Genomic DNA, 26,604 nt, shown 5'->3' with positions numbered 1-26,604 from the left:
TCAGGCGTCGAGCTGCTGCCACCACCAGGCGAGGGCCGGTACCGGCGGCGGCTCGGGGCTCGGGTCGCAGGGGACGTCCGCGTAGGTGATGTCGTACGAGGCGCCCGCCACGGGAAGCGGGTTGCGGTTGCGGGGGCTGGCGTAGCGGGGCGCGCGGCTCTGGTAGGCGATGTTGCCCGCGATCCAGTGCCCGACGGCCACCAGGTGGCGCCGGAGCGGGTCGTCGCCCTGCCGGGCCAGCCGGTCCCTCAGGCGGACGAACAGGACCAGCGTCCGGTCCCGCAACGCGAACACCTCGGGCAGCGCCTCGGCCGGCGTGCAACCACGCTGCCGCGCCAGGACGTTGACCACGTTCTGCTCCCACGGAACGTGGTGGTCCTCCTTGTTGTACGAGAAGACGTCGTTGTCACAGCCGACGACGAACCCGGCCGCCTCGGTCAGGGCCCGGACCGGGGCGGAGTACAGCACGTCGGCGGGGACCTCGATGCCGTTGGCAACGTCGCACCAGGTGAGGAGGAAACGGGTGCCCATGCTGCAGAGCCGCGCGGCGGTGAACTGGTCCAGGGAGGGCAGGAACCCCCGCTCGGCGCCGGCCGCCTCCCAGGCGGCGCCGGACGTCCACTCCCGGATGCCGTGGGCGACGCGGCGCAGCTGTCCCGGTCCGAGCAGGGCCCGGGTGCGGGAGGCCAGGTCCTCCAGGGCGTTGGTGCGTGGTCCCGGGGGCAGCAGGGCGGGTCCGGGCACCTCGACGGTACGGGCCAGGCGCGCACCGTGCTCGGCGACGGCCGCGGCGCCCGCCGAGGCGGACCCCGAGTCGTGCCAGTCGTCGGCGGCGAACGCCCAGTAGAGCCATTCCGCGTACAGGACGAGCGCTTCCGTTTCCCCGAAGGGCACGGACCGCGCGGCGAGGTCGGCCGCGCGGGTGGCCAGGCCCCAGGCGCGCTCGGTGGCGTCGGCGTAGATGCCGTGGGTGTCGATCCACTCGACGCAGCGCGCCTCGATCTCGGCGGCGCGGGGGTGGACGAGGTCCCGTTCGAAGGGGCAGTAGAACGGCGGGAGGTGCCATCCTATGCGCGAGGGGCGGTCCAGTGCGGTGTGTACGGGTGCCATGGTCAGCGCCCTCCGGTCAGGCGGAACAGCAGCAGCCGGGTCTCCATGGCGTGGTCGCGCCAGATCCGGAAGAGCTTGCCGTGGGTGACCGTGGATTCCAGGAGCCGCTCGCGCGTCCAGGCGCCGGGGCGGCCGGCGGCGTCGATCCGGTCGAGTTCGGCCGTGTTCCAGGCCATCGACTGCACCCAGAACTCGGTGACCCGGTCGGTGACGTCCTCGCACCGCTCCAGTGCGAAGCCGGCGGCCTCGGCGGCGGTGACGTACTCGGTGAGGGTGCCGAGGCGGGTCTTGTAGTAGTCGTCGATGAACTCCGTCCATTCGGGCTGGCGGACGAAGTGCTCCTGGATGCCGAACCACCCGCCGGGGTTGAGCGCGCCCGCCACGACCTGGAAGAGCCGCTCGCGGTCCATGTAGCCGGAGCTCTCGCAGGCGTAGGCGGCGTCGAAGGTGTGCCGGGGCACGAAGTCGTGGACGTCCGCGAGGAGCGGGGTGACCCGGTCGGCCACCCCGCCCTGGCGGGCGAACTCCTCGATGAGGGGTATGTGTTCGGGTGCGACGGTGAGCCCGGTGACCCTCGCTCCGAGTTCCTGCGCCCAGTACAGGGAGCCGCCGCCGACGCCGCAGCCGATGTCGAGGACGCTGGCGGGCGGGCGGGCGTGGGCGCCCCAGGTGCGGGCGGCGTGGTCGAGCATCGCCTCCTGGGCCTCCACGATGCGGCTCTTGAGGACCGGCTGCGGGACGGTGGTGTCCGGCGTCGCGCCCGGGTCGAAGAGCCCCACGTGGAAGTGGACCCTGGGGCCGGGTCCGTATTTGTGCAGGATGTCGGCCGTCTTGCGGCTGTAGTAGAGGGGGACTTGGCTCTCGTCGAAAAATGACCGGTGTCCGGAAGGGGTGTGCTTGACGAGGTTGCTTTCCATAGGTGCTCCGCTCCTGCGCTGGTGCGGGGGTGTCGCCCGGCCGTCCCACGGATTCCCGGAATGATCGACCAGCAGATTCGACCACTCACGACGTGAGCATAGCCACACCAGAAAGCGGCAGATTTGCACCGGAATTGAGCCAACCGGGCCGAGCCGCTCAGATGCCGGACGCCCACCCCGCGATGGTGAACCGGCCGTTCTCCTCCCGCACTTCGAAGGCGCCGCTGCCGCCGAAGTGCGCCGGGACCACGAGCTCCCCGCGCTCCGCCGCGCGCCCCAGGATCCGGCGGCGGGAGTCCGCGGCCTGGCCGGCGTCCATGCAGAAGCAGCTGTTGCAGGAGGGCTGGAGGACCTGGACGGGGCTGTGGAGCAGGTCGCCGACGAAGACCGCCCGGTCGGTTCCGGACTCCAGCCGCAGCACCGAGGAGCCGGGCGTGTGGCCGGGGGCGGCTTCCAGGACGAGCCGGTCGTCGATGCGGTGGGAGCCCTCCCAGAGCACCGCCTGCCCGGACCGGTGGACGGGGGCGACGCTGTCCTCGTAGACCAGCCGGTCGACCTCCCGGGCTCCGTCGCCGTATCCGCCGCGCGGACCGAAGTGGGCGTCGTCGACGGCGGGGATGAGGTACCGGGCGTTGGGGAAGGCCGGGACCCATGTGCCGTCGGCGTCCACGGTGTTCCAGCCGACGTGGTCGGCGTGGAGGTGGGTGTTGACGACGACGTCCACGTCCTCGGGGCGTACGCCCGCTGCCGCCAGGCGCCCCATGAAGTCTCCTTCGCGCCGGTGGAAGAGGGGTGAGCCGGGGCGCTCGCGGCCGTTGCCCGCTCCGGTGTCGACGAGGACGGTCCGGCCGCCGCTGCGCAGCACCCAGGTCTGGAGGGCGAGTACGGCCAGGTCGGCGTCGGGCTGCCAGTGGTCCGGGGCGAGCCAGTCCTCGTTCTCCTTCCACAGCCCGTCGCCGGACTGCGGGACGAGGTCGCGGGCGGCCGCGAAGGGGCCCTTCGCCTCGATGACGCGGGTGATCTCGACGTCGCCGAGCACGAGGGTCTGCGTGTTCTCGTTGGTCATGTGCACCACCCTAGGCAGGCCGGGTGAGCCGCCCAATGCGCGTTCCGCTCAAGCGGATACGCGTCCGGCTCACCGGCGGGCCGGCGCGCCCGGCGGTACCCTGCGCGCATGGACGTGGTGAGCGACGCGATCGCGGCCGTGCGGCTGGGGCGGCCCTCCTCCGACCGGGTGCGGGTCGGCGGGACCTGGTGCGTACGGCTGGACCCGTACGCGGGGGCGGGCTTCCACGTGGTCCTGGCCGGCAGCTGCTGGCTGCTGGCCGACGGCGGCGAACCCGTCGCGCTCGCCACGGGCGACGCGGTGCTGCTGCCGCACGGGGCGGGCCACGTGCTCGCCGACTCCCCCGTGGACGCGGCGACGGCGGCCCGGGCCCTGCCGCTGGAGCGCCACCGCGACGGGGCGGCGGCCCGTTCCTCGCTGCCGGGCGGCGAGGGGGTGGAGCTGCTGTGCGGCAAGTACCGGCTCGACCGCAGCCGGGTGCACCCGCTGCTGGCCGAACTGCCGGGCGTGGTCCGGCTGCCGAGTGGCGCGCACCGCGAACTCCAGGCGGCCATAGGCCTGTTGAGCGGTGAGGTGGACGCGCGGCGGGCGGGGTCCTCCATCGCCCTGCCGAGCCTGCTCGACCTCCTGCTCGTCTACATGGTCCGCGCCTCGGTGACCGGGTCCGCCCCCGGCTCCTGGTCGGCGGCCCTGGGCGACCCGGTGACGGCCGCCGCGCTCCAGGCGATGCACTCGGACCCGGCGGCCCCCTGGAGCGTGGACCGGCTGGCCGCCGAGGCGGGCGTCTCCCGTCCGACCCTGGTGCGCCGGTTCACCCCGCTGGTCGGCCGTCCCCCGATGGCGTACCTGACCTGGTGGCGGCTGACGCTGGCCGCCACCCGCCTGCGCGACACCCCGGACTCGCTGGCCGCCATCGCGGCCCGGGTCGGCTACGGCAGCCCGTACGCCCTGTCGCACGCCTTCGTCCGGGAGTTCGGCACCACCCCGGGCCGCTACCGGACCGCGCTCGGCGCGACCCTGGCCTGAACCTGTTCAAACGAGCGGCTACGGTGGATGCCATGGATGTGTCCGCGGGAGCCCACCGGCTCCCGCGGGCGCCCGTCTGCCCGAGGAGTTCGCATGGCAAGCCAGACCCGTACCGCGCTGGTCGAGGACCTCATGGCCCGCTTCCCCCACGTGCCGCGGGAGGCCGTGATCAAGGAGGACCTGCTGCGGGGCGGCATGGCCTTCGACGAGTCCGCGCTCAGCGGCGGCGGCGCCGACGGGCCGGGCGGCGGCGACGTGAAGCCGAAGTCGTACTTCATCTTCTCCTTCGACCACCGCACCCTGCCGGAGCTGGGCGCGGCCGCGCTCAACCGCCCGCCGGAGGAGATCGTGCTCACCGGCGGGCCGTACGGGCTGCGCCGCACGGTGGTGTCGGTACGGGTCAACCCGGACTCCCCGTACGTGGTGCGCGGCGGTGAGGACGGCACGCTGGGCCTGTACCTGGACGGGGCGCGGATCTCCGACGTGGGGCTGCCGCCGATGCCGGAGTACTACCGGCACAAGCTCTCGAACGGCAAGTCGGTGATGGAGGTCGCGCCGACCATCCAGTGGGGCTACCTGATCTACCTGACCGTCTTCCGGGTGTGCCAGTACTTCGGCGCCAAGGAGGAGTGCCAGTTCTGCGACATCAACCACAACTGGCGCCAGCACAAGGCGGCGGGCCGCCCGTACACCGGGGTGAAGCCGGTCGAGGAGGTGCTGGAGGCCCTGGAGATCATCGACCGGTACGACACGGCGGGGACCTCGCGCGCCTACACCCTCACCGGCGGGTCGATCACCTCCCAGGTCGGCGGCCGCGACGAGGCCGACTTCTACGGCCACTACGCGCAGGCCATCGAGGAGCGCTTCCCGGGCCGCTGGATCGGCAAGGTCGTCGCCCAGGCCCTGCCGCGCGACGCGGTGCAGCGCTTCCACGACCACGGAATCCGGATCTACCACCCCAACTTCGAGGTGTGGGACCGCCGGCTGTTCCAGCTCCACTGCCCGGGCAAGGAGCGGTACGTGGGCCGCGACGAGTGGCACCGCAGGATCCTGGACTCCACCGAGGTCTTCGGCCCGCGCCATGTGATCCCCAACTTCGTGGCGGGCATCGAGATGGCCGAGCCCTTCGGGTTCACCAAGGTGGGCGAGGCCATCGACTCGACCGCGGAGGGCCTGAGGTTCTTCATGTCGCACGGTGTCGTGCCGCGCTTCACGACCTGGTGCCCGGAGCCGACGACCCCGCTGGGCAAGGCCAACCCGCTGGGCGCCCCGCTGGAGTACCACATCCGGCTGCTGGAGACCTACCGGGCGACGCTGGAGGAGTTCGGCCTGAGCTCCCCGCCCGGGTACGGGCCGGCCGGTCCGGGGCGCGCCGTGTTCTCCGTCAGCTCGTTCATGGACAGCCTGGAGGGGCTGGAGGAGCCCGGCGACGAGGGTTCCGCGGCCTCCTGACCTCCGCTTCCGCTTCTCCTCGCCCGCCCTCCTCCGAAGGGGCCCGGTCCGCACGGACCGGGCCCCTTCGCCGTGCGGCGGGGGCCCCGGTCCCGGTTCCGGAAGGCGGCAAGGTAGCAGCCCCGTCCGGTCCGGCGCGGATGTTTGTCCGATGGTGATGGTCCTTCCTCGACGGCCCGGTGGCGGGCACTAGCGTCCCGTGCCACCCCCAGCCCACCGATCGAGGAGGCAGCGTGCTGTCATTGCGGCGGCGATCCACCGGCGGCCTGTCCGCGGCCACGAGGTACACGATCGGGAGCGGCCTGGTCATCAGCGCGCTGGTGGCCACGCTGGTCGCCCTGCTGGTCCCGGTGTCGAAGTTCGGCGACCGGGCCGCGGCGGCGCCCGCCGGGGCGACGGCCCTGCCCGCCGGGGTCGAGGACGACGGCGCCGGGACGATGAGCACGGCGTACGGGCCGCTGAGCCCCGTGGACCGGGACTTCGTCCGCAAGGTGCGGCTCGCCGGCCTGTGGGAGCTGCCCGCCGGGCGGCAGGCCCAGCAGCGCGGGACCCGGCCCTCGGTGCGCACCGCGGGGCAGCACCTGGTGGAGGGGCACACCGAGCTGGACCGGCAGGTGATCCAGGTCGGCCAGGCCCTCGGCGTGGACCTCCCCGACCGGCCGTCGGCTCAGCAGCAGGCGTGGCTGGACCAGCTGACGGCTGCTCAGGGTCCGGAGTACGAGCGGCTGTTCGTCCAGCTGCTGCGGCGGGCGCACGGCAAGGTGTTCGCCCTGCTGGCGCAGGTGCGGGCGCAGACCCGCAACTCGATGGTGCGCGCCCTCGCGACCTCGGCCAACACCACCGTCCTGGACCACATCACGGTCCTGGAGGAGAGCGGGCTCGTCGACTTCGACTCCCTCTCCGACGCGACGCCCGCGCCCTCCTCCCCCGTTCCGGGCCGTTCCCAGGGGGCCTCGGCCCCTCCGATGTCCGACCGACGATACGAAGTGAAGTGATCTCATGAGTCAGCAGGGCCACAGGCGCCCCCGGTTGTCGAAGAAGCTCCTGGCCGTGGTGAGCGCCCTGGTACTGGGCGGCGGCGGGGTGGCGATCGTCGCCGGGAACGCGAACGCGGGCCAGGACGCCTCCCGTACCGGGCAGGTGACGGCGACCATCGACTGCCCGGACGTGGGCGACCGGCTCACGGCCGTGCCCGACGGCGCCCGGGCGGAGGTGGACCGGAACCTCGCCGAGCTGGACGTCCAGGTCGCCGACGCCTACCGGCAGCTCGCCTCGGGGCAGGTCAAGGGCACGACGCAGCAGGACGCGCTGCTGGGCCGGCTGCGCGACCAGCGCGGTACGACCATCAGCCGGGTGTCCGACGCGATAGGCCGCTCGGGCGGGCGTCCCGAGGGGCTGGGGTCGATGAGCGGGTGCGTGATGAAGGAGGCGTCGGCGCAGGACGACGCGGCCGCCGACGGTGCCCGGAGCATCGGGCAGAAGGGCGGGCCGGCGAAGGGCGACTTCGTCGACATCACCGGGGTGCGGCCCAACGTGAAGGCGCCCGCGCCGTCGGCGGCCGCCTCCAGGGGCTCGTTCACCTCGGAGTGCGGGCGCAACGAGAACGGCCACTTCAACCCCGACAACGTGATCGTCGCCCCGGGCGTCTCCAACGGCGCGCACCACATGCACGACTACGTGGGCAACAAGACCACGAGCGCCTTCTCCACCAACGACAGCCTCGCCGCCTCGGGCACCACCTGCGCCAACGGCGACCAGTCGACCTACTACTGGCCGGTGCTGCGGCTGCGCGACGGCAGGGCCGAGCGCGACGCGAAGGCGCCGGGCGGCGGCCAGGACGCCAACGTGGGCACGATCCTGCGGCCCAAGCAGGCCTCCATCAGCTTCAAGGGCAGTGCGGCCGGCCCGGTGAAGGCGATGCCGCGGTTCCTGCGGATCATCACGGGTGACGCGAAGGCGTTCAGCAACGGCACCGCCAACGCGAACGCCTCCTGGAGCTGCACCGGGTTCGAGGACCGGCAGCTGAAGGACAAGTACCCGGTCTGCCCCAAGGGCAGCGACGTGGTGCGCACCTTCACCTTCCAGAGCTGCTGGGACGGCCGCAACACCGACAGCGCCAACCACCGTACGCACGTGGCCTTCCCGGACGCCTCCGGGCGCTGCAAGAAGGGCTTCACCGCCATTCCACAGCTGGTGGAGCGGGTGACCTACGGGGTGGCGCCGGGGGCGCGGTTCGCGGTGGACAGCTTCCCGGAGCAGCTGCACAAGCCGGTGACCGACCACGGCGACTTCATCAACGTGATGTCGGACGGGCTGATGGCCCGGGCGGTGGGCTGCATCAACGGCGGGCGGTCCTGCCGCTGATCCCCGCGCGGTACGCGCGTACGGCCGGCCCGGAGCCTGGGTGCTCCGGGCCGGCCGTGTTCGTGTGTCCGGCGCTCTCGTGGTCAGAGGCCGTTGACGCGGGCCATCCGTCCGACGACCAAGGGGGTGAAGTCGGCGGTGACGACGCGGGCGGCGCGGCGGGCGACCCGGGAGTGCTGGCGGCGCACCTGGGCCATGAGGCGGCGGCTGCGCAGGGCCATCTCCAGTTCGAAACGGGTCCGGGGGTCGCGCAGTCCGGGTCCGAAGAGCTTCTCCAGCTGCCGCATCCGGTAACGGACGGTCTGGGGGTGGACATTGAGCGCCTTGGCGGCCTCGGGGGCGCCGCCGCCCTCCAGCCAGGCGAGCAGCGTCACCTCCAGGCGTTCGCTCTGGCGCGGGGTCAGGTCGGCGAGGGGCCGCAGCCAGCGGGCGGCCAGGGCGTGGGCCAGGGGCTCGTCCTGGAGCAGGAGGAGGGTGGAGAGGTGGTCGTCGACGAAGACGGCGCGGGCGTCGACGCCGGCGCGGGCGGGGGTGAGGGTGAGCAGGCGCAGGGCCCAGCGCAGGGAGGAGGCGGTGTCGCGGAGGGGGACGGCGTGGCCGACGGCGGCCACGCGGCCGCGCAGCGGGGGTTCCAGGGCGGCGCGGGCGTCCGGGTCGGCACTGGGGAGCAGCAGGCAGGGGCGTCCGGCGAACATGCCGGCGAGGGCGTCGTCGAGGACGGCCGCCAGCTGCTGGGCCTCGCCGGGGGTGGCGAGGGCGACGGCCCGCACGGCGGCGGGGAGTGGCCAGCCCGCGGCCCGGGCGAGGTCGTCGAGGGAGTCCTGGGCGGCGGTGCGGTCGTCGGTGAGGGCCTTGAAGAGCTCCTGGCGCACCCGGTCGGGCGGGCCGGCGGCGGCCTCCTGCCGCGTTCCGCCACCCCCACCGTGGCCGTGGCCGTGGCCGTGGCCGGTACCGCGGACCGGTTCGGGGGCACCCTCGCGGAGGTCGTCGCGGCGGCCGTCGTGCCTGACCTCGTGCCCGGCGTCGAGGACGGCCCCGAGGACGTCCTTGTCCTGGCACCCGCCCTCGTCCCGGTGGGTTTCGTCGCGGTAGCCGAGGGCGGTGAGGAGGGCCTCTTCCACCCGCTGTCTGATCAGATCGTCGTCGATGGCGTCATTACCGTCGACAAGTGTGGAAAATCCCGGAATTCCATGCAGAAGCTCCTCCACTATCTCCGCGGCCAGTGCGGGGAGTTCCCTGCGCACGACACGCGTCCACTCTCCTCGCGGGCGGGACCAGATGCGGTTCAGAAGTTCGCACATCGTTTCCTCGTTCTTGCCGGGGTGAGGCCTGTCCGGTGGAGGAGCGACAAGCCCGCCAGGATGGTCTGCCTCGCCAACCACCCTGCCTGTCAAGAGAGTTGCAGCCCCCGCGCGCCCTTCTGGAGGGATCCGGCCACTTTTGCGCCCCATGGGTTTGCCTTGTTTTTGCCCCTGGGGACGCATGGATGGCGCGCGACGCGGTGGCCTGTCACGACCTCCACTGGAGGGGAATCTTCCGGCGTTGTTCGATGCGCCGGAGACGCGGTGCGAGAAATTATCACGTTTCGATAAATCCTGTGGAGATGCTGCGCAGCTCCACGATGCTGCTGCACTCCGGCCCCGAGCCCCTTCGGCCGGCGCGGGAATTCCACAGCGCTGCCGGCCTTCACCACCACGACCCCCGGGTGCCGAGCGCCAGGTGGACTGTGCTCGGAACCCCGGTGCACAGGAGAACTGGATGCCCCTGCCCCAGCCGCACATACCCCGCTCCCACCGGTCGCGACGCAGGAGCCGCCACGCGGCGGCGGCCCCGGCCGCGGGACGGCGGGCCGTCCGGCGGCCCCCGCTCCTGCCCGCCTCCGGCCGGCTGCGCCCCAGCGCGCTCGTCGCCGGCGGCGCTGCGCTCGTCTCCCTCGTCGTGGCGGTCCGCGCGGGGGCCCTGTCCCACCTGTGGGAGTTCCTCGACTACGGGGTGGGCGTGCTCTCGCTCGTCAGCCTCACCGCCACCGTCCTGTGGGGCCTGGCGGCCACCGACCGGGCGGTCCTCGGCTCCGGGCACCGGCTGCTGGCCCAGGGCGTGCACCGCGGCCTGGCCGTGGCGGGGCTGGGCTTCCTGGCGCTGCACGTGTGGGTCAAGGTGGCCCAGGGTCACACCTCGGCGGCGGGCGCGTTCGTGCCCTTCGCCGACGCGGACCGGCCCGTCCTGATCGGGCTCGGCACCCTGGCCGGATATCTCTTCGTCTCCGTCGCGGTCTCCGGGGCCGTGCGTAGTGTGTTCGCGGTCAAGAACCGCTCCGTGTGGTGGCGGGCGCTGCACATCGGCGCCTACCCGGCGTGGGGGGCCTCCCTCGTCCACGGGCTGAAGGCGGGCCGCTCCGCGGACGCCTGGGTGACGGCCTCGTACGCCCTGTGCCTGGCCGGTGTCGCCGTGGTCATCGCGCTGCGCCTGCGCTCCCGCAGGAGCGGCGTTCCCCCGCGCCCGGCCCCCGCCCCGCAGCCCGCCACCGAGCCGGCGGCGGGCCGGAACACGCGCGGGCGGACGTACTTCGTCCGGGACGTGCCCCTCACCGCAATGCCCGCCGTCCCCGGGCAGCGCCCGGCCGGGGACGCTCCCCCGCGCCCGGCGCCGCCGCCGCGGAACGGGGCCCAGCCGTACGCGGCCGCCGTCACGGGCCCGGCGGCCCCGGCGGGCGGCGACGCACGGCGCGCGGAGCGGCTCGCCGACCGTGAGGGGTGGTCGTGAGCGGCCCGGCGGAGCGCCCCGGCCTCGGCTGCGTGGGCGCGCCCCGGCTGCTGGCCGGGCTGGACCGGACCGGGTGGCTCGACCGCGAGACGCACCTGGCGGTGCACGGCCCCCTCCCGCGGTTGCGGCCGGACGAACTCACCGACCTCGCCGCGGACATCGACCTGCGCGGGCGCGGGGGCGCGGGGTTCCCGTTCGCGCGCAAGCTGCAGGCCGTGACGCGGTCGGCGCGGGACAAGGAGTCCGCCACCGCCGTCGTGGTCAACGGCAGTGAGGGAGAACCCAGTTGCCTCAAGGACACGGCCCTGCTGCTGCACGCCCCGCACCTGGTGCTGGACGGCGCCCTGCTGGCCGCGGCCGCCGTGTCCGCCGAGGAGGTGGTGGTGGCCGTCACCCGGGCGGACGTGGAGAGTTCGGTACGGGACGCCGTCGACGAACGGGGACCGGGCGGCCGCCGGGTGCGCGTGGCGCGGCTCCCCGAACGGTTCGTCACCGGCGAGGGGACCGCCCTCGTCAGCGGACTGAACGGCGGGCCGGCTCTGCCGTCCGGGCAGCGGGTGCGGACCAGCGAGCGCGGCCTGGGCGGGATGCCGACCCTGTTGTCGAACACCGAGACGTACGCGCAGCTCGCCGTCGCCGCCCGGCTCGGCGCCCCGGCCTACCGCTCGGTCGGCCTGCCCTCCGAACCGGGGACGGTGCTGCTGACCGTCGCCGGTTCCACCGTCGTCGAGACCCCGTCCGGCACCTCCCTGGCGTACGTCCTGGACCTGTGCGGGAGCGGTGTGGGCCAGGGGGTGCTGGTCGGCGGCTACCACGGCCGCTGGCTGGAGCCGGGGGCGGCGCGCTCCGCCGGCCTGTCCCGGCAGTCGCTGGCCGCCTTCGGCGCGGTGCTCGGCGCGGGGGCGGTGCTGCCGCTGCCCGAGGAGACCTGTCCGGCCGGGGAGGTGGCGGCGGTGGCGCGCTGGATGGCGAAGGAGACGGCCGGGCAGTGCGGGCCGTGCGTACGGGGGCTGCCCGCGCTGGCCGACGTCCTGGAGGACGCCGTCCGGGGCGGGGGCAGGGCCGCGCTGGAAGCGGTCGAGGCCCGGCTCAGAGCGGTGCGGCGGCGCGGCGCGTGCAGCCATCCGGACGGCACCTCGCACTTCGTGGCCTCGGCGCTCGCCGCGTTCCCCGAGGAGTTCCGCGACCACGCCGTCGGCAGCGGCTGCGGCCGCCCGGTGAAGGGGGCCCTGGCCCTGCCGCGGGAGGAGGACGGCGGCGCGGGCGCGGAGCGGCTGCTCGTGGACTGGACGCTGTGCAAGGGGCACGGGCTGTGCGTGGACATCCTGCCCGACGTCGTACGGCTCGACGCGGACGGCTACCCGGCCCAGGCGTCCATGCCGGTCCCGGCGCGGCTGAGGCCCAAGGCGCTGCGCGCGGTGCGGCGCTGCCCGGCGCTCGCGCTGCGCTTCCGGGAATGAGGCGCGCACGGCCCCCGCGGGGGGCCGAGTTCATTCCTGTCGCGATCTGACAAATTCCCGGGGATTTCGGCTCCGACCGGTCCGGGCCCCGTATCAATGGGTGAAGGCAGTGAGCCCACGGGATCGAACCAGAACCAAGAGGAGAGATCGTGAAGACAATGCGCCGTGAGATATTCGCCGGGTCGGCGGCGGTCGCGGTACTGCTGTTGACGGCCGGGTGCGGTGCCGACGGGAATTCCGCTGCGAAGGGAAATGCGGTGAAGCCCGTGAGCGACAGCAAACAGCTCGACCTGTACGGGTCGGGCTACGGCTCCGGGTCGGGTGGCGGCGACGCCCCGGCCGGTGGGGGCGCGAAGAGCGGCCCCGCCGGACAGCTGAAGGCGCAGGAGGTGGCCGGCGTGGGTTCCGCGGTCACCGATGGCGAGGGCTTCACCCTCTACCGGTTCGACAAGGACACGGCCAAGCCCCCGAAGTCCAACTGCGAGGGCGACTGCGCCCAGGCATGGCCGGTGGTCCTGGCAGACGACGCGCAGGCCGGGGCGGGTGTCGACGCCGCGATGCTGGGTTCGGTCACCCGGTCCGACGGGACGAAGCAGCTGACGCTCGGCGGCTGGCCGGTGTACCGCTACGCGAAGGACACCAAGGCGGGGGACGCGCTCGGCGAGGGCGTCGGCGGCACCTGGCACGTCCTGGGACCCGACGGGAAACCGGCCGCCGCGGGCAAGGCCGCGGGCGCCGGCCCGGCGACGGGTTCGGGAATGGGCGCCGGAATGGGCATGGGAATGGGCATGGGTGCGGGAGCGGATTCCGGGGCGGCCGGGAAGAAGCTCTCCCTCTCGGTCCGGCAGAACGCACAGCTGGGCGGAATTCTGCAGAACGCGGAGGGCTGGACCCTCTACCGTTTCGACAAGGACAGCGCCTGGCCGATGAAATTCGGCTGCCTCGACGCCTGCCTGGACACCTGGAAGCCCGCCAAACCGGTGGACAAGGCGGAGGTCTCCGGAATTCCCGCCAAACTGGTCGGCTCGGTGAAACGGCCGGACGGCAGCGAACAGCTGACGATCGACTGCTGGCCCGTCTACACGTTCACCGGTGACAAACAGCCGGGCGACGCCAACGGGCAGGGCAAGCAGGGCCTCTGGTTCGCGGTGACCGACCAGGGCAAGAAGGCGAAGGCCGCCGGCTAGCACCGGTGCCCGCCCCCGATCCCGTGGTGCCCGGCTCCCCCTCCCCCGCCGGGCACCACGGCCCTTTCCCCCTCGACCCGTCAGTGAGGTTGCCATGCCCCCGTCGGTCCGCCGGATCCGCCGTGCGCTCGCGCTGGGCGCCGCCGTGTGCACCGCGCTCGCGGCCGGAGCCTGCGCCGCCGCGCCGGCCCGCCCCGGGTCCGCGCACGCGGCCCACGCCGCCCACGCGCGGAGCGCCGCGCCCGCCGTCTCCGCGACGGTCGAGCAGATCGCCACCGCCCTCGGCTGTACCGCCCAACTGGGCATCCAGGCCGAGGAACTGCGCCAGGGGGCCTGCGAGACCGGCCAGGGCGCCTACCGCATGACCACCTTCGCCGCCGAGGAGGGCCTGCGCTCGTGGCTGGCCGAGGCCGAGCCGTACGGGGGGTTCTACCTGGTCGGGGACCGCTGGGTGGTCACCGGTCCGTCGGCGGACGCCCTGGCCGGGCTGCGCGAGCGGCTCGGCGGCAGCGTCGAGACCGGCGACGCGCACACCGGACACTGAGGGACCGGCGCGCCGTGCGGGCAACCTGCGCGGCGCGTCGGCCAGTTGTCCGGAATCACCTCGTTCGCGAGGAGGACCAAAGCCGTCGCGAGGGATGATTCGCCCCGCGCCGCCGTCCTCCAAGGTGGGCAGGGTACCGCCCTTCTGACGAAAGGAACGGCCCTTCCGTGCTGCGCATGAAGCGCCTCGCGCCCCTGCTCGCCACCGCCGGCCTGCTCGCCGGCACCCTCCCCCTCCTGACGGCCACCCAGGCCGCAGCCGACCCCGCCGCCCAGGAGTACGGGCCGCCGAAGCCCGCCTGGCACCGGTGCAGCGCCGAGCAGCCGGCCTCGTACGAGTGCGCGACCCTCACGGTGCCGCTCGACTACCGGCAGCCCCGGGGGCGCACCCTGGACCTCGCGATATCCCGGGTGAAGAGCCCGGACCCCGCCAAGCGGCGCGGGGTCCTGCTGATGAACCCCGGCGGGCCCGGCGGGCCGGGGCTGGAGCTGCCGCTGTGGGCGGACACGGCGCTGCCGAAGGAGGTCCGCGAGCAGTACGACCTGATCGGCTTCGACCCGCGGGGCGTCGGCGCCAGCAGCCCCATCGGCTGTGGACTGACCGACGCGGAGCAGGAGTTCCAGCGCGCCTACCGGCCGGAGACCTTCCCCTCGGACGTGGCCTGGGCGCGGACGGTCGCCGACAAGTGCCGGGAGAAGGCCGGCGCGGTGCTCCCGTACGTCACCACCCGCAACACCGCCCGCGACATGGACGCGATCCGGGCGGCCCTGGGCGAGCGGAGGATCTCGTACCTGGGCTACTCGTACGGGACCTACCTGGGCGCGGTGTACACGCAGATGTTCCCGGCCCGGACCGACCGGTTCGTGCTGGACAGCGCCGTCGACCCGCAGCGGATCTGGCGCGGGATGCTCCAGGTGTGGGCCACGGAGGCCGAGCCGGCGTTCGCGCGCTGGACGCGGTGGACGGCGGAGCGCGACGCCGAGTTCCACCTGGGGGCCACCCCGGAGGCGGTGTCCGCCGCCTTCTGGGCGCTGGTGGCGCGGGCGGACCGGGACCCGGTCGAGTTCCAGGGCCAGAAGATCACGGGGGACGACATCCGCAGGGCGCGGCCCCTGTTCTTCACCCCGAGCCAGGCGGCGCCGGTCATCAGCGTGCTCAAGGCCGCGGCCGACGGCGGTCCGGCGCCGCGCGGCGCGAACGTGCCGGACGTGCCGGACGTGCGCGCGGCCCTGCGGGGCGGCGCCGCCGAACCCGCCTCGGACAACGCCACGGCCGTGTTCTGGTCGGTGGTGTGCGGGGACACCGACGCCTGGCCGCGTGATCCCGAGCAGTACCGGCGTGACGCCGAACGGGACAAGGCCCGTTACCCGCTGTACGGGGACATGGCCTCCAACATCAAGCCCTGCGCCTTCTGGCAGCGCCCGGTCGAGGCGGCCACGCCGATGCGGACCCGGGCGGACGTGCTGACCGTGCAGAACGAGTGGGACTCGCAGACCCCGCGGGTGAGCGGGGAGGGGATGCACCGCGTCCTGCGGGGTTCGCGGATGGTGACGGCCCTGGGCGGGGAGGGGCACACGGTGTACCTGAGCGAGCCGAACTCGTGCGTGGCGGCGCCGGTCGGCTCGTACCTGGCCACCGGCCGGCTGCCCGCCCGTGACGTGACCTGCACGACCACTCCGGCCCCGGCGCAGCGGCGCGAGGCCCTGCCGGGGCGGGCTCCGCTGCCCTTCCCGGCCGGTCCCCAGCGGTTCTGATCCCGGGCCCCGCCCCCGCCCCGCGCGGTGTTCCGCTCAGCGGAACGCGCGTGGAGCGGGGGCGGTCCGGGGCGGCATCGTGGTGGACGCGCCGGGGGGACCGGCGCTCCGGGCCACCACGGTGGCCGGTATCACGGAACCGACATTCGGGGGATTCACCATGAGCCGCAGCACCGCCCGCTTCGCCGCCGCCTCCCTGATCGCCCTGGGCGGCCTCGCCGGGTTCGCGGGGACCGCGCAGGCCGAGCCGATCGACTACGTCAGGATCGAGCTGCTGGACCTGACCTGCCACCAGCAGAGCGAGGGCGACCACGACGAGGCGTATCTGAACATCACCGACGCCAACGGCAACCAGGTCAAGGTCTGGCCGGGCAACAACGTCAAGTACCAGACGATGGGCCCGGGTTACGTGCGCTCGCTGGCGGACGGCAACGGCAACAACGCGCTGGTCCTCGGCAAGCAGCAGGCGCGCACGCTGACCCTGTGGGACTACGACACGACCAGCGCGGACGACAAGCTCGGCGCGACCCTGGTCACGGGCAGCGAGTTCGGCGGCGAGGTCCAGTACCGCTCTCTGGAGGGTTCCGGCGGGGTGTACACCCTCGCCTATCGCGTGATCGACATCTGATCCCGGCGGCCTGGGGCGTCCCTCGGGCTCCCCGCAGCGGGGTCGCCAGTCCCGCCAGCAGGATCAGCAGGCACAGGGCCCCGCCCGCCACACTGGCCGCGGGCACCCCGTACCGGGCGCCCGCGACGGTCAGGACGGCGGCGCCGACGGGGCCCGCGGCGTTGTGCACCGTCCAGAAGGCGGAGGTGACCCGGCCGAGCAGCGCGTCCGGCGTCACCTCCTGGCGCAGGGTCATCGAGCTGACCCCGCCCAGGGTGGTGCCGAACATGAACACCGCGGCCAGCACGGCGATCACGGGCACGCTGCGGCTGAGGCCGACGCCCGCGACCGACACCGCGATCAGCCCGACGGCGCCCAGCCAGCACGGCCCGAACCCGAGGGCCCGCCGCAGCCGGCCGGCCGCGAGGGCGGCGGCGACGACGCCGAGCCCGCTGACGGCGATCACGGAGCCGAGGGTGGCCGCGTCCCGCCCGAGGTCCTCCTGGACCCGGTACACCAGCAGGTCGGTGGCGCCCATGGTGACGAAGGTCAGCAGGGTGAGCAGGACGGTCAGGGGGCGCAGCAGCACGTGCCCCCACAGGAACCGGAAGCCCACGGTGAAGACCTCGCGCAGCCCTCCGGCCGGGGTGGCCGGCGGCCGTGCGGGGGTCTCGTCCGCGGGCGGCGCCTGGCGTCCGAAGGTCACCCAGCGCAGGCTCACCGCCGAGACCAGGAAGGTCGCCCCGTCGATGCCGAGGGCCCATTCACCGCCCGGCCCGGCGGTGATGAACCCGGCGGCGACCGGGCCGGCCAGCGTCCCGAGGGCGAAGGTGCCCATGAGCCGGGCGTTGGCGGCGGTGAGGTCGCCGGCGCCCACCAGGTCGGGGACGGCGGTGACGTAGGCCACGTCGAACACCGTCTTCAGGGCGGTGACCAGCGCGGTCAGCACGTACAGGAGCCACATCCGCGGCCCGGCCGTCAGCCAGACCAGGGGCACGGCGCCGAGCAGGACGGCCCGCGCCAGATCGCAGGCGATCATCAGGCGGCGACGGTCGGAGCGGTCGACCACATGGCCGGCGAACAGGCCGGTGACGATCCCGGTCACGCCGGAGACGACGGTGATCAGGCCCATCCGGACGAGGGACCCGGTGGCGTCGAGCACGAGGAGGGGCAGCGCCACCAGCGAGAGCGAGCCGCCGATGACGGACAGGGCCTGGCCGAGCCAGAAGACGGTGAAGTCGCGGCCCAGCCGGAGCGGGGTCGGGGCCGGCACCCCTCAGCCCAGCAGGGCGTACACGGTGGAGGCGGTGGCGGCGGGGTCCTGGGCGCCGTCGGGGGTCATGGTGGCGTCGGCGAAGGCCATGCGCCTGCCGAGCTTGGTGACCCGGACCGTGATCAGCACGTCCGTGCCGACGACGGGCCGCTGGAAGCTGGTCGACTGCTGCACGGTGGTCATGGGGCCGTACGCCCCGCGCGCGGCGGAGACCGCGATGACGGTGGCGGTGTCGGCGGCGGCCATCAGGGCCTGGCCGGACAGGCCGCCCCCGTCGCGGGCCAGGGAGTCCGACCAGGGCAGCCGCAGGACGGCGTGCCGCTCCCCGGTCTCCTCGACGGTGAGGCCGAGGGCGAGGACCCAGGGGGCGAAGTTGTGGGCGAGGATCTTGTCGGCGTCTGCGGGTGTCAGCGTCACCGGAAGATTGTGGCGGCCCCGCCGGGCCGCCACAACCGCCTTTTCCCCGAAGGGATCAGAGGGACGCGGCCAGCTCGGTGCCCTGGCGGACGGCCCGCTTGGCGTCGAGTTCGGCGGCCACGTCGGCGCCGCCGATCAGGTGCGCCGCGACGCCTTCGGCGCGCAGCGCCTCGTACAGGTCGCGGCGCGGCTCCTGGCCGGTGCACAGGACGACGGTGTCGGCGGGGACCAGGCGCGGCTCGCCGTCCACGGTGATGTGCAGGCCCTGGTCGTCGATCCGCTCGTAGGTGGCGCCGGCGACGGAGACGACCCCGCGGTGCTTGAGTTCGGCGCGGTGGATCCATCCCGTGGTGGTGCCGAGGCCGGCGCCGACCTTGGTGGTCTTGCGCTGGAGGAGGGTCACCTGGCGCGGGGTGGCGGGGCGTTCGGGGGCGGTGAGGCCGCCGGGGCCGGCGTACGCGGTGTCGACGCCCCAGTGCCGGAAGTAGACGGCGGGGTCCTGGGAGGCGCCCTCGCCGCTGTCGGTGAGGAACTCGGCGACGTCGAAGCCGATGCCGCCGGCGCCGACGACGGCGACGCGCTCGCCGACGGGGGCGCCGTCGCGCAGTACGTCGAGGTAGCTGACGACGTTCTCCCGGTCGACGCCCTCGATGGCGGGGGTGCGGGGGGTGACGCCGGTGGCGACGACGACCTCGTCGTAGCCGCGCAGGGTCTCCACGTCGGCGGGGGTGTCGAGGCGCAGGTCGATGCCGAGGGCCTCGACGCGGTTGCCGAAGTAGCGGATGGTCTCCTCGAACTCCTCCTTGCCGGGGATCCGGCGGGCGATGTCGAGCTGGCCGCCGATGTGGCCGGAGGCCTCGAAGAGGGTGACGGCGTGGCCGCGTTCGGCGGCGGAGACGGCGCAGGCGAGGCCGGCGGGGCCGGCGCCGACGACGGCGACGGTCTTCTTCGTCCGGGTCGGGGACAGGACGAGCTCGGTCTCGTGGCAGGCGCGCGGGTTGACCAGGCAGCTGGTGATCTTGCCGCTGAAGGTGTGGTCGAGGCAGGCCTGGTTGCAGCCGATGCAGGTGTTGATGGTCTCGGAGCGGCCGGCGGCGGACTTGGCGACGAAGTCGGCGTCCGCGAGGAAGGGACGGGCCAGGGAGACCAGGTCGGCGCGGCCGTCGGCGAGGATCTCCTCGGCCTTCTCGGGGGTGTTGATGCGGTTGCTGGTGACGAGGGGGACGGAGACCGCGCCCATCAGCTTCCGCGTGACCCAGGTGTAGGCGCCGCGCGGGACGGAGGTGGCGATGGTGGGGATGCGGGCCTCGTGCCAGCCGATGCCGGTGTTGATGATGGTCGCGCCGGCCGCCTCGATCTCCTTGGCGAGGTGGACGACCTCGTCGAGGGTGGAGCCGCCGGGGACCAGGTCCAGCATGGACAGGCGGTAGATCAGGATGAAGTCCTCGCCGACGGCGGCACGGGTGCGGCGGACGATCTCCAGCGGGAAGCGCACGCGGTTCTCGTAGGTGCCGCCCCAGGCGTCGGTGCGCTGGTTGGTGGCGGCGGCGATGAACTCGTTGATCAGGTAGCCCTCGGAGCCCATGATCTCGACGCCGTCGTAGCCCGCGAGCCGGGCGAGGCGGGCGGCGCGGACGAAGTCCTCGACGGTCTGCTCGACCTCCTCCGTGGTGAGCTCGTTGGGGACGAAGGGGCTGATGGGGGCCTGGAGGGCGCTGGGGGCTACGAGGTCCTTGTGGTAGGCGTAGCGGCCGAAGTGGAGGATCTGCATCGCGATCTTCCCGCCCTCGGCGTGCACCGCGTCGGTGATCACCCGGTGCTCGGCCGCCTCTTCCTCGGTGGTGAGGCGGGAGCCGCCCTCGAAGGGGCGTCCGGCGTCGTTGGGGGCGATGCCGCCGGTAACGATCAGGCCGGCGCCGCCCTTGGCGCGCTCGGCGTAGAAGGCGGCGAGGCGCTCGAAGCCGCCCTGGTGCTCCTCCAGGCCGGTGTGCATCGAGCCCATGATCACGCGGTTCGGCAGGGTGGTGAAGCCGAGGTCCAGGGGGCTCAGCAGGTGCGGGTACGGGCTCATGGGTACGTCTCTCCTCGCGCGGTGTCCTGACCCTGTTGTAAGCGAGCGGGAGAGGATTTTGCAACTAAGTGCAAAACAGCTGTGGCGACTCTCACGGCCGCGCCGCCCCTCCGGCCGGTGCCGAAGGGGCGGCGGGACGGGTCCACCGGGGTCCGCGGCCCGTCAGGAGCGGTGGAGGCGGACCGTGACGATCTGGAACGGGCGCAGGTTCAGCGGGACCGCGCCCGACGGGGTCGGGCCGCCGACCGCCGTGGGGGGCAGGGGGCGCTCCAGCAGGTCGGTCTCGCTCGCCCCCCGGACGGCGAAGCCGGGGGTGAGGGTGGCCCGGGCGCGGCCGCCCCGGGATTCGTAGAGGCGGACGATCACGTCGCCGCCGCGGTCCTCGGCGAGCTTGACCGACTCCACCACCACCGCGTCCCCGTCGACGGTCACCAGCGGGGCGACCGGTCCGGCGCCGCGCAGGACGCGTTCGGGCAGGTTGAGCGCGTGGCCCTCGCGGACGGCGTCCCCGAGGGTGGCGCCCGGGGCGAGGGAGAAGCGCAGGGTGTGGCGGCCCTGGTCGGTCTCGGGGTCCGGGTAGCGCGGGGCGCGCAGCAGGGAGAGGCGGACGGTGGTGGTCTGGCCGCCGTCGGGGCGGACGTCGCGGGTGACGTCGTGCCCGTACGTGGAGTCGTTGAGCAGGGCCACGCCCCAGCCGGGCTCCTGCGCGTGGATCCAGCGGTGGGCGCAGATCTCGAACCGGGCCGCCTCCCAGGAGGTGTTGGTGTGGGTGGGACGGTCCACGTGTCCGAACTGGGTTTCGGAGGAGGTCCGTTCGGCCTTGATGTCGAGGGGGAAGGCGGCCTTGAGGAACTTCTCCGTCTCGTGCCAGTCCACCTCGGTGACCAGGTCCACGGTCTTGGCGCCGGCCCGCAGGGTGATCGTCTGGGTGACGGCGGAGGAGCCGAAGGAGCGGGTGACGGTGACGGTGCAGGCGTCGGGGCCGCTGTCGGTGACCTCCAGGCCGTCCAGGCCGTCGAGGTCGGTGACCCGGTTGCGGTAGAAGGCCTCCACGTCCCAGGCGTCCCACATGTTCGGGAAGTCGGGGTGGATCTGGAGCAGGTTGGCGGCGGCGCCCGGGGCGAGGGCCTCCCGGCCGTGCTCCAGGTCGTACGCGGAGACGATCAGCCCGCGGCCGTCGACCTCCACCAGCAGCCGCCCGTTCGCCAGGACGTGGCCGCCGCCGTGCCGCTCCTCCACGGTGACCGGCTGCCGGGCCCCGGCGGGGTGGTCCGCGCCGCCGGCCGGGACCCCGCGCCGGGCGTGCGGGGCGCAGTTGAAGACCAGCTCGGCCGTGCCCTCCCCGGCGAGCGCGGTCTGCGCGGCCAGGGTCAGGGCGCGCAGCTCCTCCCCCACCCGCGCGTACGTCTCGCGGGCCTCGCGGTGCACCCAGGCGATGGAGGAGCCGGGCAGGATGTCGTGGAACTGGTGGAGCAGGACGGTCTTCCAGAGGCGTTCCAGGTCCTCGTACGGGTAGGCGAAGCCGGGGACGCGCACGGCGGCCGTCGCCGCCCACAGCTCGGCCTCGCGCAGCAGCGACTCGCTGCGGCGGTTGCCCTGCTTGGTCCCGGCCTGGGAGGTGTAGGTGCCGCGGTGCAGTTCCAGGTACAGCTCGCCGGCCCAGACCGGGGCGTCCCCGTACTCGGCGCGGGCCTTGTCGAAGAAGGCGTCCGGGCGCTCGATCTCCACCCGCGGGGAGCCTTCGAGGTCCCTCAGCCGGCGCGCCCGGGCCAGCTGCTCGCGGGTGGGGCCGCCGCCGCCGTCGCCCCAGCCGAAGGGCACCAGGGAGCGCGAACCCCGGCCCTTCTCGCGGTAGTTGCGGGCGGCGTGGGCGAGCTGGGCACCTCCGAGGTCGCTGTTGTAGGTGTCGACGGGCGGGAAGTGGGTGAAGACGCGGGAGCCGTCGATGCCCTCCCACCAGAAGGTGTGGTGCGGGAACCGGTTGGTCTGGGACCAGCAGATCTTCTGGGTGAGGAACCACTGGTTGCCGGCCAGCCGGACGATCTGCGGGAGCGCGGCGGTGTAGCCGAAGGAGTCGGGCAGCCACACGCCCTTGGTGTCGATGCCGAACTCCTCCAGGAAGAACTTCTTGCCGTAGAGGAACTGGCGGACCATGGCCTCGCCGCCGACCATGTTGGTGTCGGACTCCACCCACATGCCGCCGACGGGGACGAACTGCCCGTCCGCGATCTTCTTCTTGACCCGTTCGAAGAGTTCGGGCCGGTGCGTCCTGATCCAGTCGAGCTGCTGGGCCTGGGACATGGCGAAGACGAACTCGGGGTGGTCGTCCATCAGGGCGACCATGTTGGAGGCTGTCCGGGACACCTTGCGCACCGTCTCGCGCAACGGCCACAGCCAGGCCGAGTCGATGTGTGCGTGGCCGACGGCGCTGATCCGGTGCGCGGAGGCGTGCGCCGGGGAGGCGAGCACCCCGGCGAGGCGGGCGCGGGCGGCGGCGGCCGTGCCGGGGACGTCGTCGAGGTCGAGCGCGTCGAGGGCGGAGGCGACGGCGCGCAGCACCGTGTGGCGGCGGGCGTCCTCCTCGCCGAGCTGGGTCATCAGGCCTTCGAGGACGTCGAGGTCCTGGACGAGTTCCCAGACCTCGGCCTCGAAGACGGCCAGGTCCATCCGGGCCAGCCGGTACAGCGGCCGGTCGCCGCTGGTCAGCCGGTCCCCTTCGGTGGTGGGCCGGTGGTCGACGAGGACGGGGTTGGCGGCGGCCTCGACGTACCACTCGACCCGCTCGCCGCCGGCCGCCCGGTCGGCCACGCGCACCCAGTCGTTATAGGGGTTGAGTGCCTTGACCTCGGAGCCGTCGGCCCGGTGGACCAGGCCCTCGCACTGGAAGCCGGGCATCATCCGGTCGAAGCCGGGGTCGAGGACGGCCTCGACGGTGCGGCCCGCCCAGTCGGCGGGGACGGTGCCGGTGACCCGGAACCAGGTGGTCCCCCAGGCCGGGCCCCAGGCGTCGCCCGCGGCGCAGGGCGTGTAGGGGGCGGCCAGTGCCTCGGCGACGGGGACGGGTTCCCCGGGGGCGTCCCAGCGCTCGACGGTGAGGGGGACCGACCGGGAGCGGACGGCGGCCCTGATGCGTTCGCCCAGGACCCGGCGCAGGCGCTGCTCGGTGATGCTGCGGTCGTCGTGCATGACGGCGGCTCCAGAAGGGGGTCGGCGGGTGGTTGCGGGACGGGGCGGAGCGGGTCAGACTTTGACGGCCCCCTCGCCCACGCCGCGGAAGAAGAACCGCTGGAGGGCGAGGAAGAGCAGCATCATCGGCAGCAGGGCGGTCATCGCCCCGGCCGCGATCAGCCGCTGGTCGTTGACGGTGGTGGCGCCGGCCAGGCTCTTCAGGCCGAGCTGGAGGGTGTAGTGGTCGCTGTCGGTCAGGACGATCAGGGGCCACAGGAAGTCGTCCCAGGCCCCCATGAAGCTGGTGATGCACACCACGGCGAGGGCGCCGCGGGCCGAGGGGAGGAAGACGCGGGTGAAGCGGGTCCACTCGTTCGCCCCGTCGAGCACCGCGGCCTCCTCCAGCTCCCGGGGGACGGCGAGGAACGCCGCCCGCATGATCATGATGTTGAGGACGGAGACCGCGCCGGGCAGCCACACGCCGACGAGGGTGTCGACCAGGCCCATCCCGCGGACGGTGAGGAACATCGAGATCATCACGGACTCGAAGGGGAACATCAGGGTGGCGGTCAGCACGGTGAAGACGGCTCGTCGCCCCTTCCAGCCCTCGCGGGACAGGGCGTAGCCGCCCATCGCGGCGAACAGCAGGTTCGAGGCGACGGCGAGGGCCGCGACGACCAGGGTGTTGGCCGTGTACGGCAGCAGCGGGAAGGACTCGGCGACCCGGACGTAGTTGCCGAGGGTGGGGCGGGAGGGCAGCACGCCCTCGTAGACGTTCTCGCCGCGCCCCCGTAGCGAGGTCAGGAACTGCCAGGCGAGCGGGCCGGTCGTCACCACGAGGGCGAGGCACAGCGTCAGGTAGCGGGCGGCGAGTCCGGCCCGTCGCCCGCTCATGCCCCGTCCCCCTTGGCCAGCCGGCGCCCCAGCAGGCTGAAGGCCAGGGTCAGCAGGAACAGCAGCAGCGAGAGGGCGGAGGCGTAGCCGGTCTCCCCGGCGAAGCCCAGGCCGACCTGCCGGATCAGGAAGGGCAGGGTGCGGGCGCCGCCGCCGGGGCCGCCGCCCTCCCCGCCCAGGATGTACACCTCGGTGAACACGCGCAGGGCGGAGATCGCCGACAGGGTCCCGACCAGCAGCATCATCGGCTTCACGGAGGGGACGGTGATGCCGGTGAACCGGCGCAGCGGGCCCGCCCCGTCGAGGGCGGCGGCCTCGTAGAGCGACGCGGGGACGTTCCCGAGGGCGGCCAGGTAGAAGACCATGTAGTAGCCCAGGCCCTTCCACACGGTCACGATCATCGCCGAGACCAGCAACAGGGTGCTGTCCGTCAGGAAGGGCACCGGCTCGGCGACCAGCCGCAGCCGGACCAGGACGGCGTTGACGGCCCCGTCGCTGCGCAGCAGCCACTGCCAGATCAGGCCGACGACCACGGCGGAGGCGATCACCGGGGTGTAGAAGGCGGACCGGAACAGGCCGATGCCGGGGACCTCCCGCCGGACCAGGACGGCCAGCGCCAGCGGCAGCACGACCAGGCAGGGCACGACGACGAGCAGGTAGAGCACGCTGTTGGCGGCCGCCGTCCAGAAGTCGGGGTCGGCCAGGGCCCGCCGGTAGTTGGCGAGGCCGACGAAGCTCCCGCCGTCCAGGACGCGGGCGTCGGTGAGCGACAGGACGACGGTGTTGACGAACGGCCAGAGGCTGAAGAGGACCACGGCGGTGAGACCGGGCGCCAGGAACAGGTACGGGCCCCACCACCGGCGGTTCGGCAGCCCGCCCCCCGCTTCCCGCGCCGTCACCTCTCGCCCGCGGCGGCCAGCAGCCGGTTGGCCTCCTCCTGGGCCCTGCGCACGGCCGTCCGCGCGTCCTGTTCGCCCTGGATGGCCCTCTGCACCTCGCGGGTCACCGCGTCGCCGACCTGACTGGTCCACTGGACGGGGGTGTTGGCGTCGAGCGCCGCCGTCCTCAGCTGCTCGGCGCCGATCGCGCGGGCCAGCGTCTCGGCGTCCTTGCCGTCGCCGCGGTCGGCGAAGCGCGGGTCGGCCAGCCCCTGGGCGTTGGAGGGGTAGATGGTGGCCCGCCGGGAGAACTCCACCTGGTTGGGACCGTTGGTGACCCACTTGGCGAACTCCGCCGCCGCGTCCGGGTGGGCGGTGTCCTTCCTGATACCGAGGGACTGGGCGTAGATGCCGATGTGGCCGAGGGTGCCGGTGACGGCGCCCGCGACCCGGGTCCGCGCGTAGACCTGCGGGGCGTTGGCCTTGATGTCCTTGACGAAGCCCGGCGAGCCGGGGCCGAAGACGAGTCTGCCGCTGCCGTAGAGCTGGTTGATGTCGTCGGACTTCAGGAGGGACTCCTTGGGCATGGCGCCCTTGGCGTACAGGTCCTTCATCCGGTCGACCCAGGCGACGGCCCGGTCGGTGTCGAAGGTGAAGCGGCCCCCGGCCCGGTTCAGGAGGGGTACGCCCATCTTCTGCCAGTCCCCGGGCAGCCGTCCCTTGGGGTCGGCCATGAAGGCCGCGTACCGGCCGCCGGAGCGCGCGGCGATCTGCTCGGCGTAGTCGAAGAACTGCTCGACGGTGGTGGGCGGCCGGGCGGGGTCGAGGCCCGAGGCGGTGAACAGCTCCTGGTTGTAGGTGAGGACCTCCGGGGTCACGTACCACGGATAGGCGTAGACGCCGTCGCCCTTGCCGGGCAGCTTGAACTGCTCCCAGGCGCCCGGCACGTACTCCTTGGCGGCCGCCGCGTCGAGGGCGGCGACGTCGGCGAGCATGCCGCGGTCGGCGAGGAGCTGGAAGGAGTCGGTGGAGAGGTTGACGACGTCGGGGAGGGCCCCGGCCCGGGCGTCGGCGACGAGCTTCTCGTTGTAGCCGTCGCCGGGGACGTCCTCCCATTTCACCGTGGCGTCCGGGTACTTGCGCTCGAAGGAGTCGATGACGCCCTGGACGTAGGCGGTGTAGACGGGCTTCAGCTGGAGCGTCCGGAAGGTGATCTCCCCGGCCACCCTGCCGGTCCTGCGCGCCTCACCGGTGTCATGGCCGGCGCCGCCGAGACCACAGGCGGAGAGGGACAGGAGTCCCGCGGCCACCAGGGTGGCGGCGGCCGTACGGGTCAGGTGGGAACGGGTCATCGTCGCCGCCTTCGTGGGAGCTCCGGCCGTGGCGCCGGAGGGCGGTGCCCCAGGCTGTACGCAAGCGCCGGGCGCGTCAACGCGGCAGGAAGTCCCGCTGGCCGGGGGAACCCGTGTCGCCGGGCCCCGCGGGCGGCCGCGGGGACACCGGCGAAGAGGCCCTTGAACTGGACCGAAGCGCTCCGGTGAGGAGCTCGGCGCCCCGGCCGCGGCACGCGCCCGGGAGACGGTTCCGGGGCAGGTTTGACTCCTTATCGACGGCGGCCGGGACGCGCGCGGCACAGCTCCGCGGGGAGCGGGA

General features: G+C 73.6%; 21 protein-coding genes. 10 read left to right on the top strand and 11 right to left on the bottom strand.

Going from position 1 to position 26,604, the window contains the following annotated elements:
- The 3 genes from ACZ5NJ_RS12685 to ACZ5NJ_RS12675 all read right to left on the bottom strand — a co-directional run bounded on the left by ACZ5NJ_RS12685 (position 1) and on the right by ACZ5NJ_RS12675 (position 3,093).
- A complete protein-coding gene (locus ACZ5NJ_RS12685) occupies positions 1-1,110 on the bottom strand; it encodes a terpene synthase family protein (protein ID WP_468764834.1) in 1,110 nt (369 codons plus the stop codon).
- Between the two features lie 2 nt (positions 1,111-1,112).
- A complete protein-coding gene (locus ACZ5NJ_RS12680) occupies positions 1,113-2,027 on the bottom strand; it encodes an SAM-dependent methyltransferase (RefSeq protein WP_468764833.1) in 915 nt (304 codons plus the stop codon).
- Positions 2,028-2,184: 157 nt separating this feature from the next.
- Complete coding sequence (locus ACZ5NJ_RS12675; protein WP_468764832.1) at positions 2,185-3,093, bottom strand: MBL fold metallo-hydrolase; 909 nt, start codon at positions 3,091-3,093, stop codon at positions 2,185-2,187.
- A gap of 108 nt (positions 3,094-3,201) precedes the next feature.
- Here ACZ5NJ_RS12675 and ACZ5NJ_RS12670 point away from each other — a divergent pair, with 108 nt between their 5' ends.
- The 4 genes from ACZ5NJ_RS12670 to ACZ5NJ_RS12655 all read left to right on the top strand — a co-directional run bounded on the left by ACZ5NJ_RS12670 (position 3,202) and on the right by ACZ5NJ_RS12655 (position 7,935).
- Positions 3,202-4,119 (top strand): AraC family transcriptional regulator, encoded by a 918-nt coding sequence (locus ACZ5NJ_RS12670; protein WP_468764831.1) that lies wholly within the window; start codon positions 3,202-3,204, stop codon positions 4,117-4,119.
- Positions 4,120-4,212: 93 nt separating this feature from the next.
- Positions 4,213-5,571: a radical SAM protein gene (locus ACZ5NJ_RS12665; RefSeq protein ID WP_468764830.1), complete on the top strand. Its 1,359-nt coding sequence runs from the start codon at positions 4,213-4,215 to the stop codon at positions 5,569-5,571.
- A 233-nt stretch (positions 5,572-5,804) separates the two neighbouring features.
- On the top strand, positions 5,805-6,566 hold the full coding sequence (locus ACZ5NJ_RS12660; protein ID WP_468764829.1) for a DUF4142 domain-containing protein: 762 nt from the start codon (positions 5,805-5,807) through the stop codon (positions 6,564-6,566).
- A 4-nt stretch (positions 6,567-6,570) separates the two neighbouring features.
- On the top strand, positions 6,571-7,935 hold the full coding sequence (locus ACZ5NJ_RS12655) for a DUF1996 domain-containing protein (protein WP_468764828.1): 1,365 nt from the start codon (positions 6,571-6,573) through the stop codon (positions 7,933-7,935).
- 83 nt (positions 7,936-8,018) lie between these two features.
- Here ACZ5NJ_RS12655 and ACZ5NJ_RS12650 read toward each other — a convergent pair whose 3' ends face one another.
- Positions 8,019-9,236: a PucR family transcriptional regulator gene (locus ACZ5NJ_RS12650; protein WP_468764827.1), complete on the bottom strand. Its 1,218-nt coding sequence runs from the start codon at positions 9,234-9,236 to the stop codon at positions 8,019-8,021.
- A gap of 457 nt (positions 9,237-9,693) precedes the next feature.
- Between ACZ5NJ_RS12650 and ACZ5NJ_RS12645 the strand changes: the two genes are divergently transcribed.
- The 6 genes from ACZ5NJ_RS12645 (at position 9,694) to ACZ5NJ_RS12620 (ending at position 16,271) form a co-directional block, all read left to right on the top strand.
- Entirely contained in the window at positions 9,694-10,698 is a 1,005-nt protein-coding gene (locus tag ACZ5NJ_RS12645; protein ID WP_468764826.1) for a hypothetical protein, read from the top strand.
- Entirely contained in the window at positions 10,695-12,158 is a 1,464-nt protein-coding gene (locus ACZ5NJ_RS12640) for an NADH-ubiquinone oxidoreductase-F iron-sulfur binding region domain-containing protein (RefSeq protein WP_468764824.1), read from the top strand. Before ACZ5NJ_RS12645 ends, ACZ5NJ_RS12640 begins: the two co-directional genes overlap by 4 nt.
- Before the next feature lie 158 nt (positions 12,159-12,316).
- Positions 12,317-13,345 carry an SCO0930 family lipoprotein gene (locus ACZ5NJ_RS12635; RefSeq protein WP_468764967.1) on the top strand — a complete coding sequence of 343 codons (1,029 nt, stop codon included), beginning with the start codon at positions 12,317-12,319 and terminating at the stop codon, positions 13,343-13,345.
- A 94-nt stretch (positions 13,346-13,439) separates the two neighbouring features.
- Positions 13,440-13,889, top strand: a complete 450-nt coding sequence (locus tag ACZ5NJ_RS12630) for a hypothetical protein (RefSeq protein ID WP_468764823.1) — start codon at positions 13,440-13,442, stop codon at positions 13,887-13,889.
- A 176-nt stretch (positions 13,890-14,065) separates the two neighbouring features.
- A complete protein-coding gene (locus ACZ5NJ_RS12625; RefSeq protein WP_468764966.1) occupies positions 14,066-15,643 on the top strand; it encodes an alpha/beta hydrolase in 1,578 nt (525 codons plus the stop codon).
- A 160-nt stretch (positions 15,644-15,803) separates the two neighbouring features.
- Positions 15,804-16,271, top strand: a complete 468-nt coding sequence (locus tag ACZ5NJ_RS12620; protein WP_468764822.1) for a hypothetical protein — start codon at positions 15,804-15,806, stop codon at positions 16,269-16,271.
- Here ACZ5NJ_RS12620 and ACZ5NJ_RS12615 read toward each other — a convergent pair.
- The 7 genes from ACZ5NJ_RS12615 to ACZ5NJ_RS12585 form a co-directional block, all read right to left on the bottom strand.
- A complete protein-coding gene (locus ACZ5NJ_RS12615) occupies positions 16,177-17,523 on the bottom strand; it encodes an MFS transporter (protein WP_468764821.1) in 1,347 nt (448 codons plus the stop codon). The genes ACZ5NJ_RS12620 and ACZ5NJ_RS12615 overlap by 95 nt on opposite strands.
- 3 nt (positions 17,524-17,526) lie before the next feature.
- On the bottom strand, positions 17,527-17,940 hold the full coding sequence (locus ACZ5NJ_RS12610; protein WP_468764820.1) for a PaaI family thioesterase: 414 nt from the start codon (positions 17,938-17,940) through the stop codon (positions 17,527-17,529).
- Positions 17,941-17,995: 55 nt separating this feature from the next.
- The gene (locus tag ACZ5NJ_RS12605) at positions 17,996-20,011 is read right to left on the bottom strand and encodes an oxidoreductase (protein WP_468764819.1); all 2,016 of its coding nucleotides are present in this window, start codon (positions 20,009-20,011) and stop codon (positions 17,996-17,998) included.
- A gap of 162 nt (positions 20,012-20,173) precedes the next feature.
- A complete protein-coding gene (locus tag ACZ5NJ_RS12600; RefSeq protein ID WP_468764817.1) occupies positions 20,174-23,197 on the bottom strand; it encodes an alpha-mannosidase in 3,024 nt (1,007 codons plus the stop codon).
- A gap of 54 nt (positions 23,198-23,251) precedes the next feature.
- On the bottom strand, positions 23,252-24,073 hold the full coding sequence (locus tag ACZ5NJ_RS12595; RefSeq protein ID WP_468764815.1) for a carbohydrate ABC transporter permease: 822 nt from the start codon (positions 24,071-24,073) through the stop codon (positions 23,252-23,254).
- The gene (locus tag ACZ5NJ_RS12590) at positions 24,070-24,972 is read right to left on the bottom strand and encodes a carbohydrate ABC transporter permease (RefSeq protein WP_468764814.1); all 903 of its coding nucleotides are present in this window, start codon (positions 24,970-24,972) and stop codon (positions 24,070-24,072) included. Before ACZ5NJ_RS12590 ends, ACZ5NJ_RS12595 begins: the two co-directional genes overlap by 4 nt.
- Positions 24,969-26,303, bottom strand: a complete 1,335-nt coding sequence (locus ACZ5NJ_RS12585) for an ABC transporter substrate-binding protein (protein WP_468764812.1) — start codon at positions 26,301-26,303, stop codon at positions 24,969-24,971. Before ACZ5NJ_RS12585 ends, ACZ5NJ_RS12590 begins: the two co-directional genes overlap by 4 nt.
- Positions 26,304-26,604: the final 301 nt, after the last annotated feature.

Source organism: Streptomyces sp. NPDC032091, from assembly GCF_055580265.1.
Note: the sequence above shows the minus strand (reverse complement) of the source record. Positions and strands in the feature narration are given on the sequence as shown.

What these genes read in the sequence shown, in the direction of transcription:
- ACZ5NJ_RS12685 (WP_468764834.1), bottom strand. Translation starts at nt 1,110, where the DNA reads ATGGCACCCGTACACACCGCACTGGACCGCCCCTCGCGCATAGGATGG.
- ACZ5NJ_RS12680 (WP_468764833.1), bottom strand. Translation starts at nt 2,027, where the DNA reads ATGGAAAGCAACCTCGTCAAGCACACCCCTTCCGGACACCGGTCATTT.
- ACZ5NJ_RS12675 (WP_468764832.1), bottom strand. Translation starts at nt 3,093, where the DNA reads ATGACCAACGAGAACACGCAGACCCTCGTGCTCGGCGACGTCGAGATC.
- ACZ5NJ_RS12670 (WP_468764831.1), top strand. Translation starts at nt 3,202, where the DNA reads ATGGACGTGGTGAGCGACGCGATCGCGGCCGTGCGGCTGGGGCGGCCC.
- ACZ5NJ_RS12665 (WP_468764830.1), top strand. Translation starts at nt 4,213, where the DNA reads ATGGCAAGCCAGACCCGTACCGCGCTGGTCGAGGACCTCATGGCCCGC.
- ACZ5NJ_RS12655 (WP_468764828.1), top strand. Translation starts at nt 6,571, where the DNA reads ATGAGTCAGCAGGGCCACAGGCGCCCCCGGTTGTCGAAGAAGCTCCTG.
- ACZ5NJ_RS12650 (WP_468764827.1), bottom strand. Translation starts at nt 9,236, where the DNA reads ATGTGCGAACTTCTGAACCGCATCTGGTCCCGCCCGCGAGGAGAGTGG.
- ACZ5NJ_RS12645 (WP_468764826.1), top strand. Translation starts at nt 9,694, where the DNA reads ATGCCCCTGCCCCAGCCGCACATACCCCGCTCCCACCGGTCGCGACGC.
- ACZ5NJ_RS12635 (WP_468764967.1), top strand. Translation starts at nt 12,317, where the DNA reads ATGCGCCGTGAGATATTCGCCGGGTCGGCGGCGGTCGCGGTACTGCTG.
- ACZ5NJ_RS12630 (WP_468764823.1), top strand. Translation starts at nt 13,440, where the DNA reads ATGCCCCCGTCGGTCCGCCGGATCCGCCGTGCGCTCGCGCTGGGCGCC.
- ACZ5NJ_RS12625 (WP_468764966.1), top strand. Translation starts at nt 14,066, where the DNA reads ATGAAGCGCCTCGCGCCCCTGCTCGCCACCGCCGGCCTGCTCGCCGGC.
- ACZ5NJ_RS12620 (WP_468764822.1), top strand. Translation starts at nt 15,804, where the DNA reads ATGAGCCGCAGCACCGCCCGCTTCGCCGCCGCCTCCCTGATCGCCCTG.
- ACZ5NJ_RS12605 (WP_468764819.1), bottom strand. Translation starts at nt 20,011, where the DNA reads ATGAGCCCGTACCCGCACCTGCTGAGCCCCCTGGACCTCGGCTTCACC.
- ACZ5NJ_RS12600 (WP_468764817.1), bottom strand. Translation starts at nt 23,197, where the DNA reads ATGCACGACGACCGCAGCATCACCGAGCAGCGCCTGCGCCGGGTCCTG.
- ACZ5NJ_RS12595 (WP_468764815.1), bottom strand. Translation starts at nt 24,073, where the DNA reads ATGAGCGGGCGACGGGCCGGACTCGCCGCCCGCTACCTGACGCTGTGC.
- ACZ5NJ_RS12585 (WP_468764812.1), bottom strand. Translation starts at nt 26,303, where the DNA reads ATGACCCGTTCCCACCTGACCCGTACGGCCGCCGCCACCCTGGTGGCC.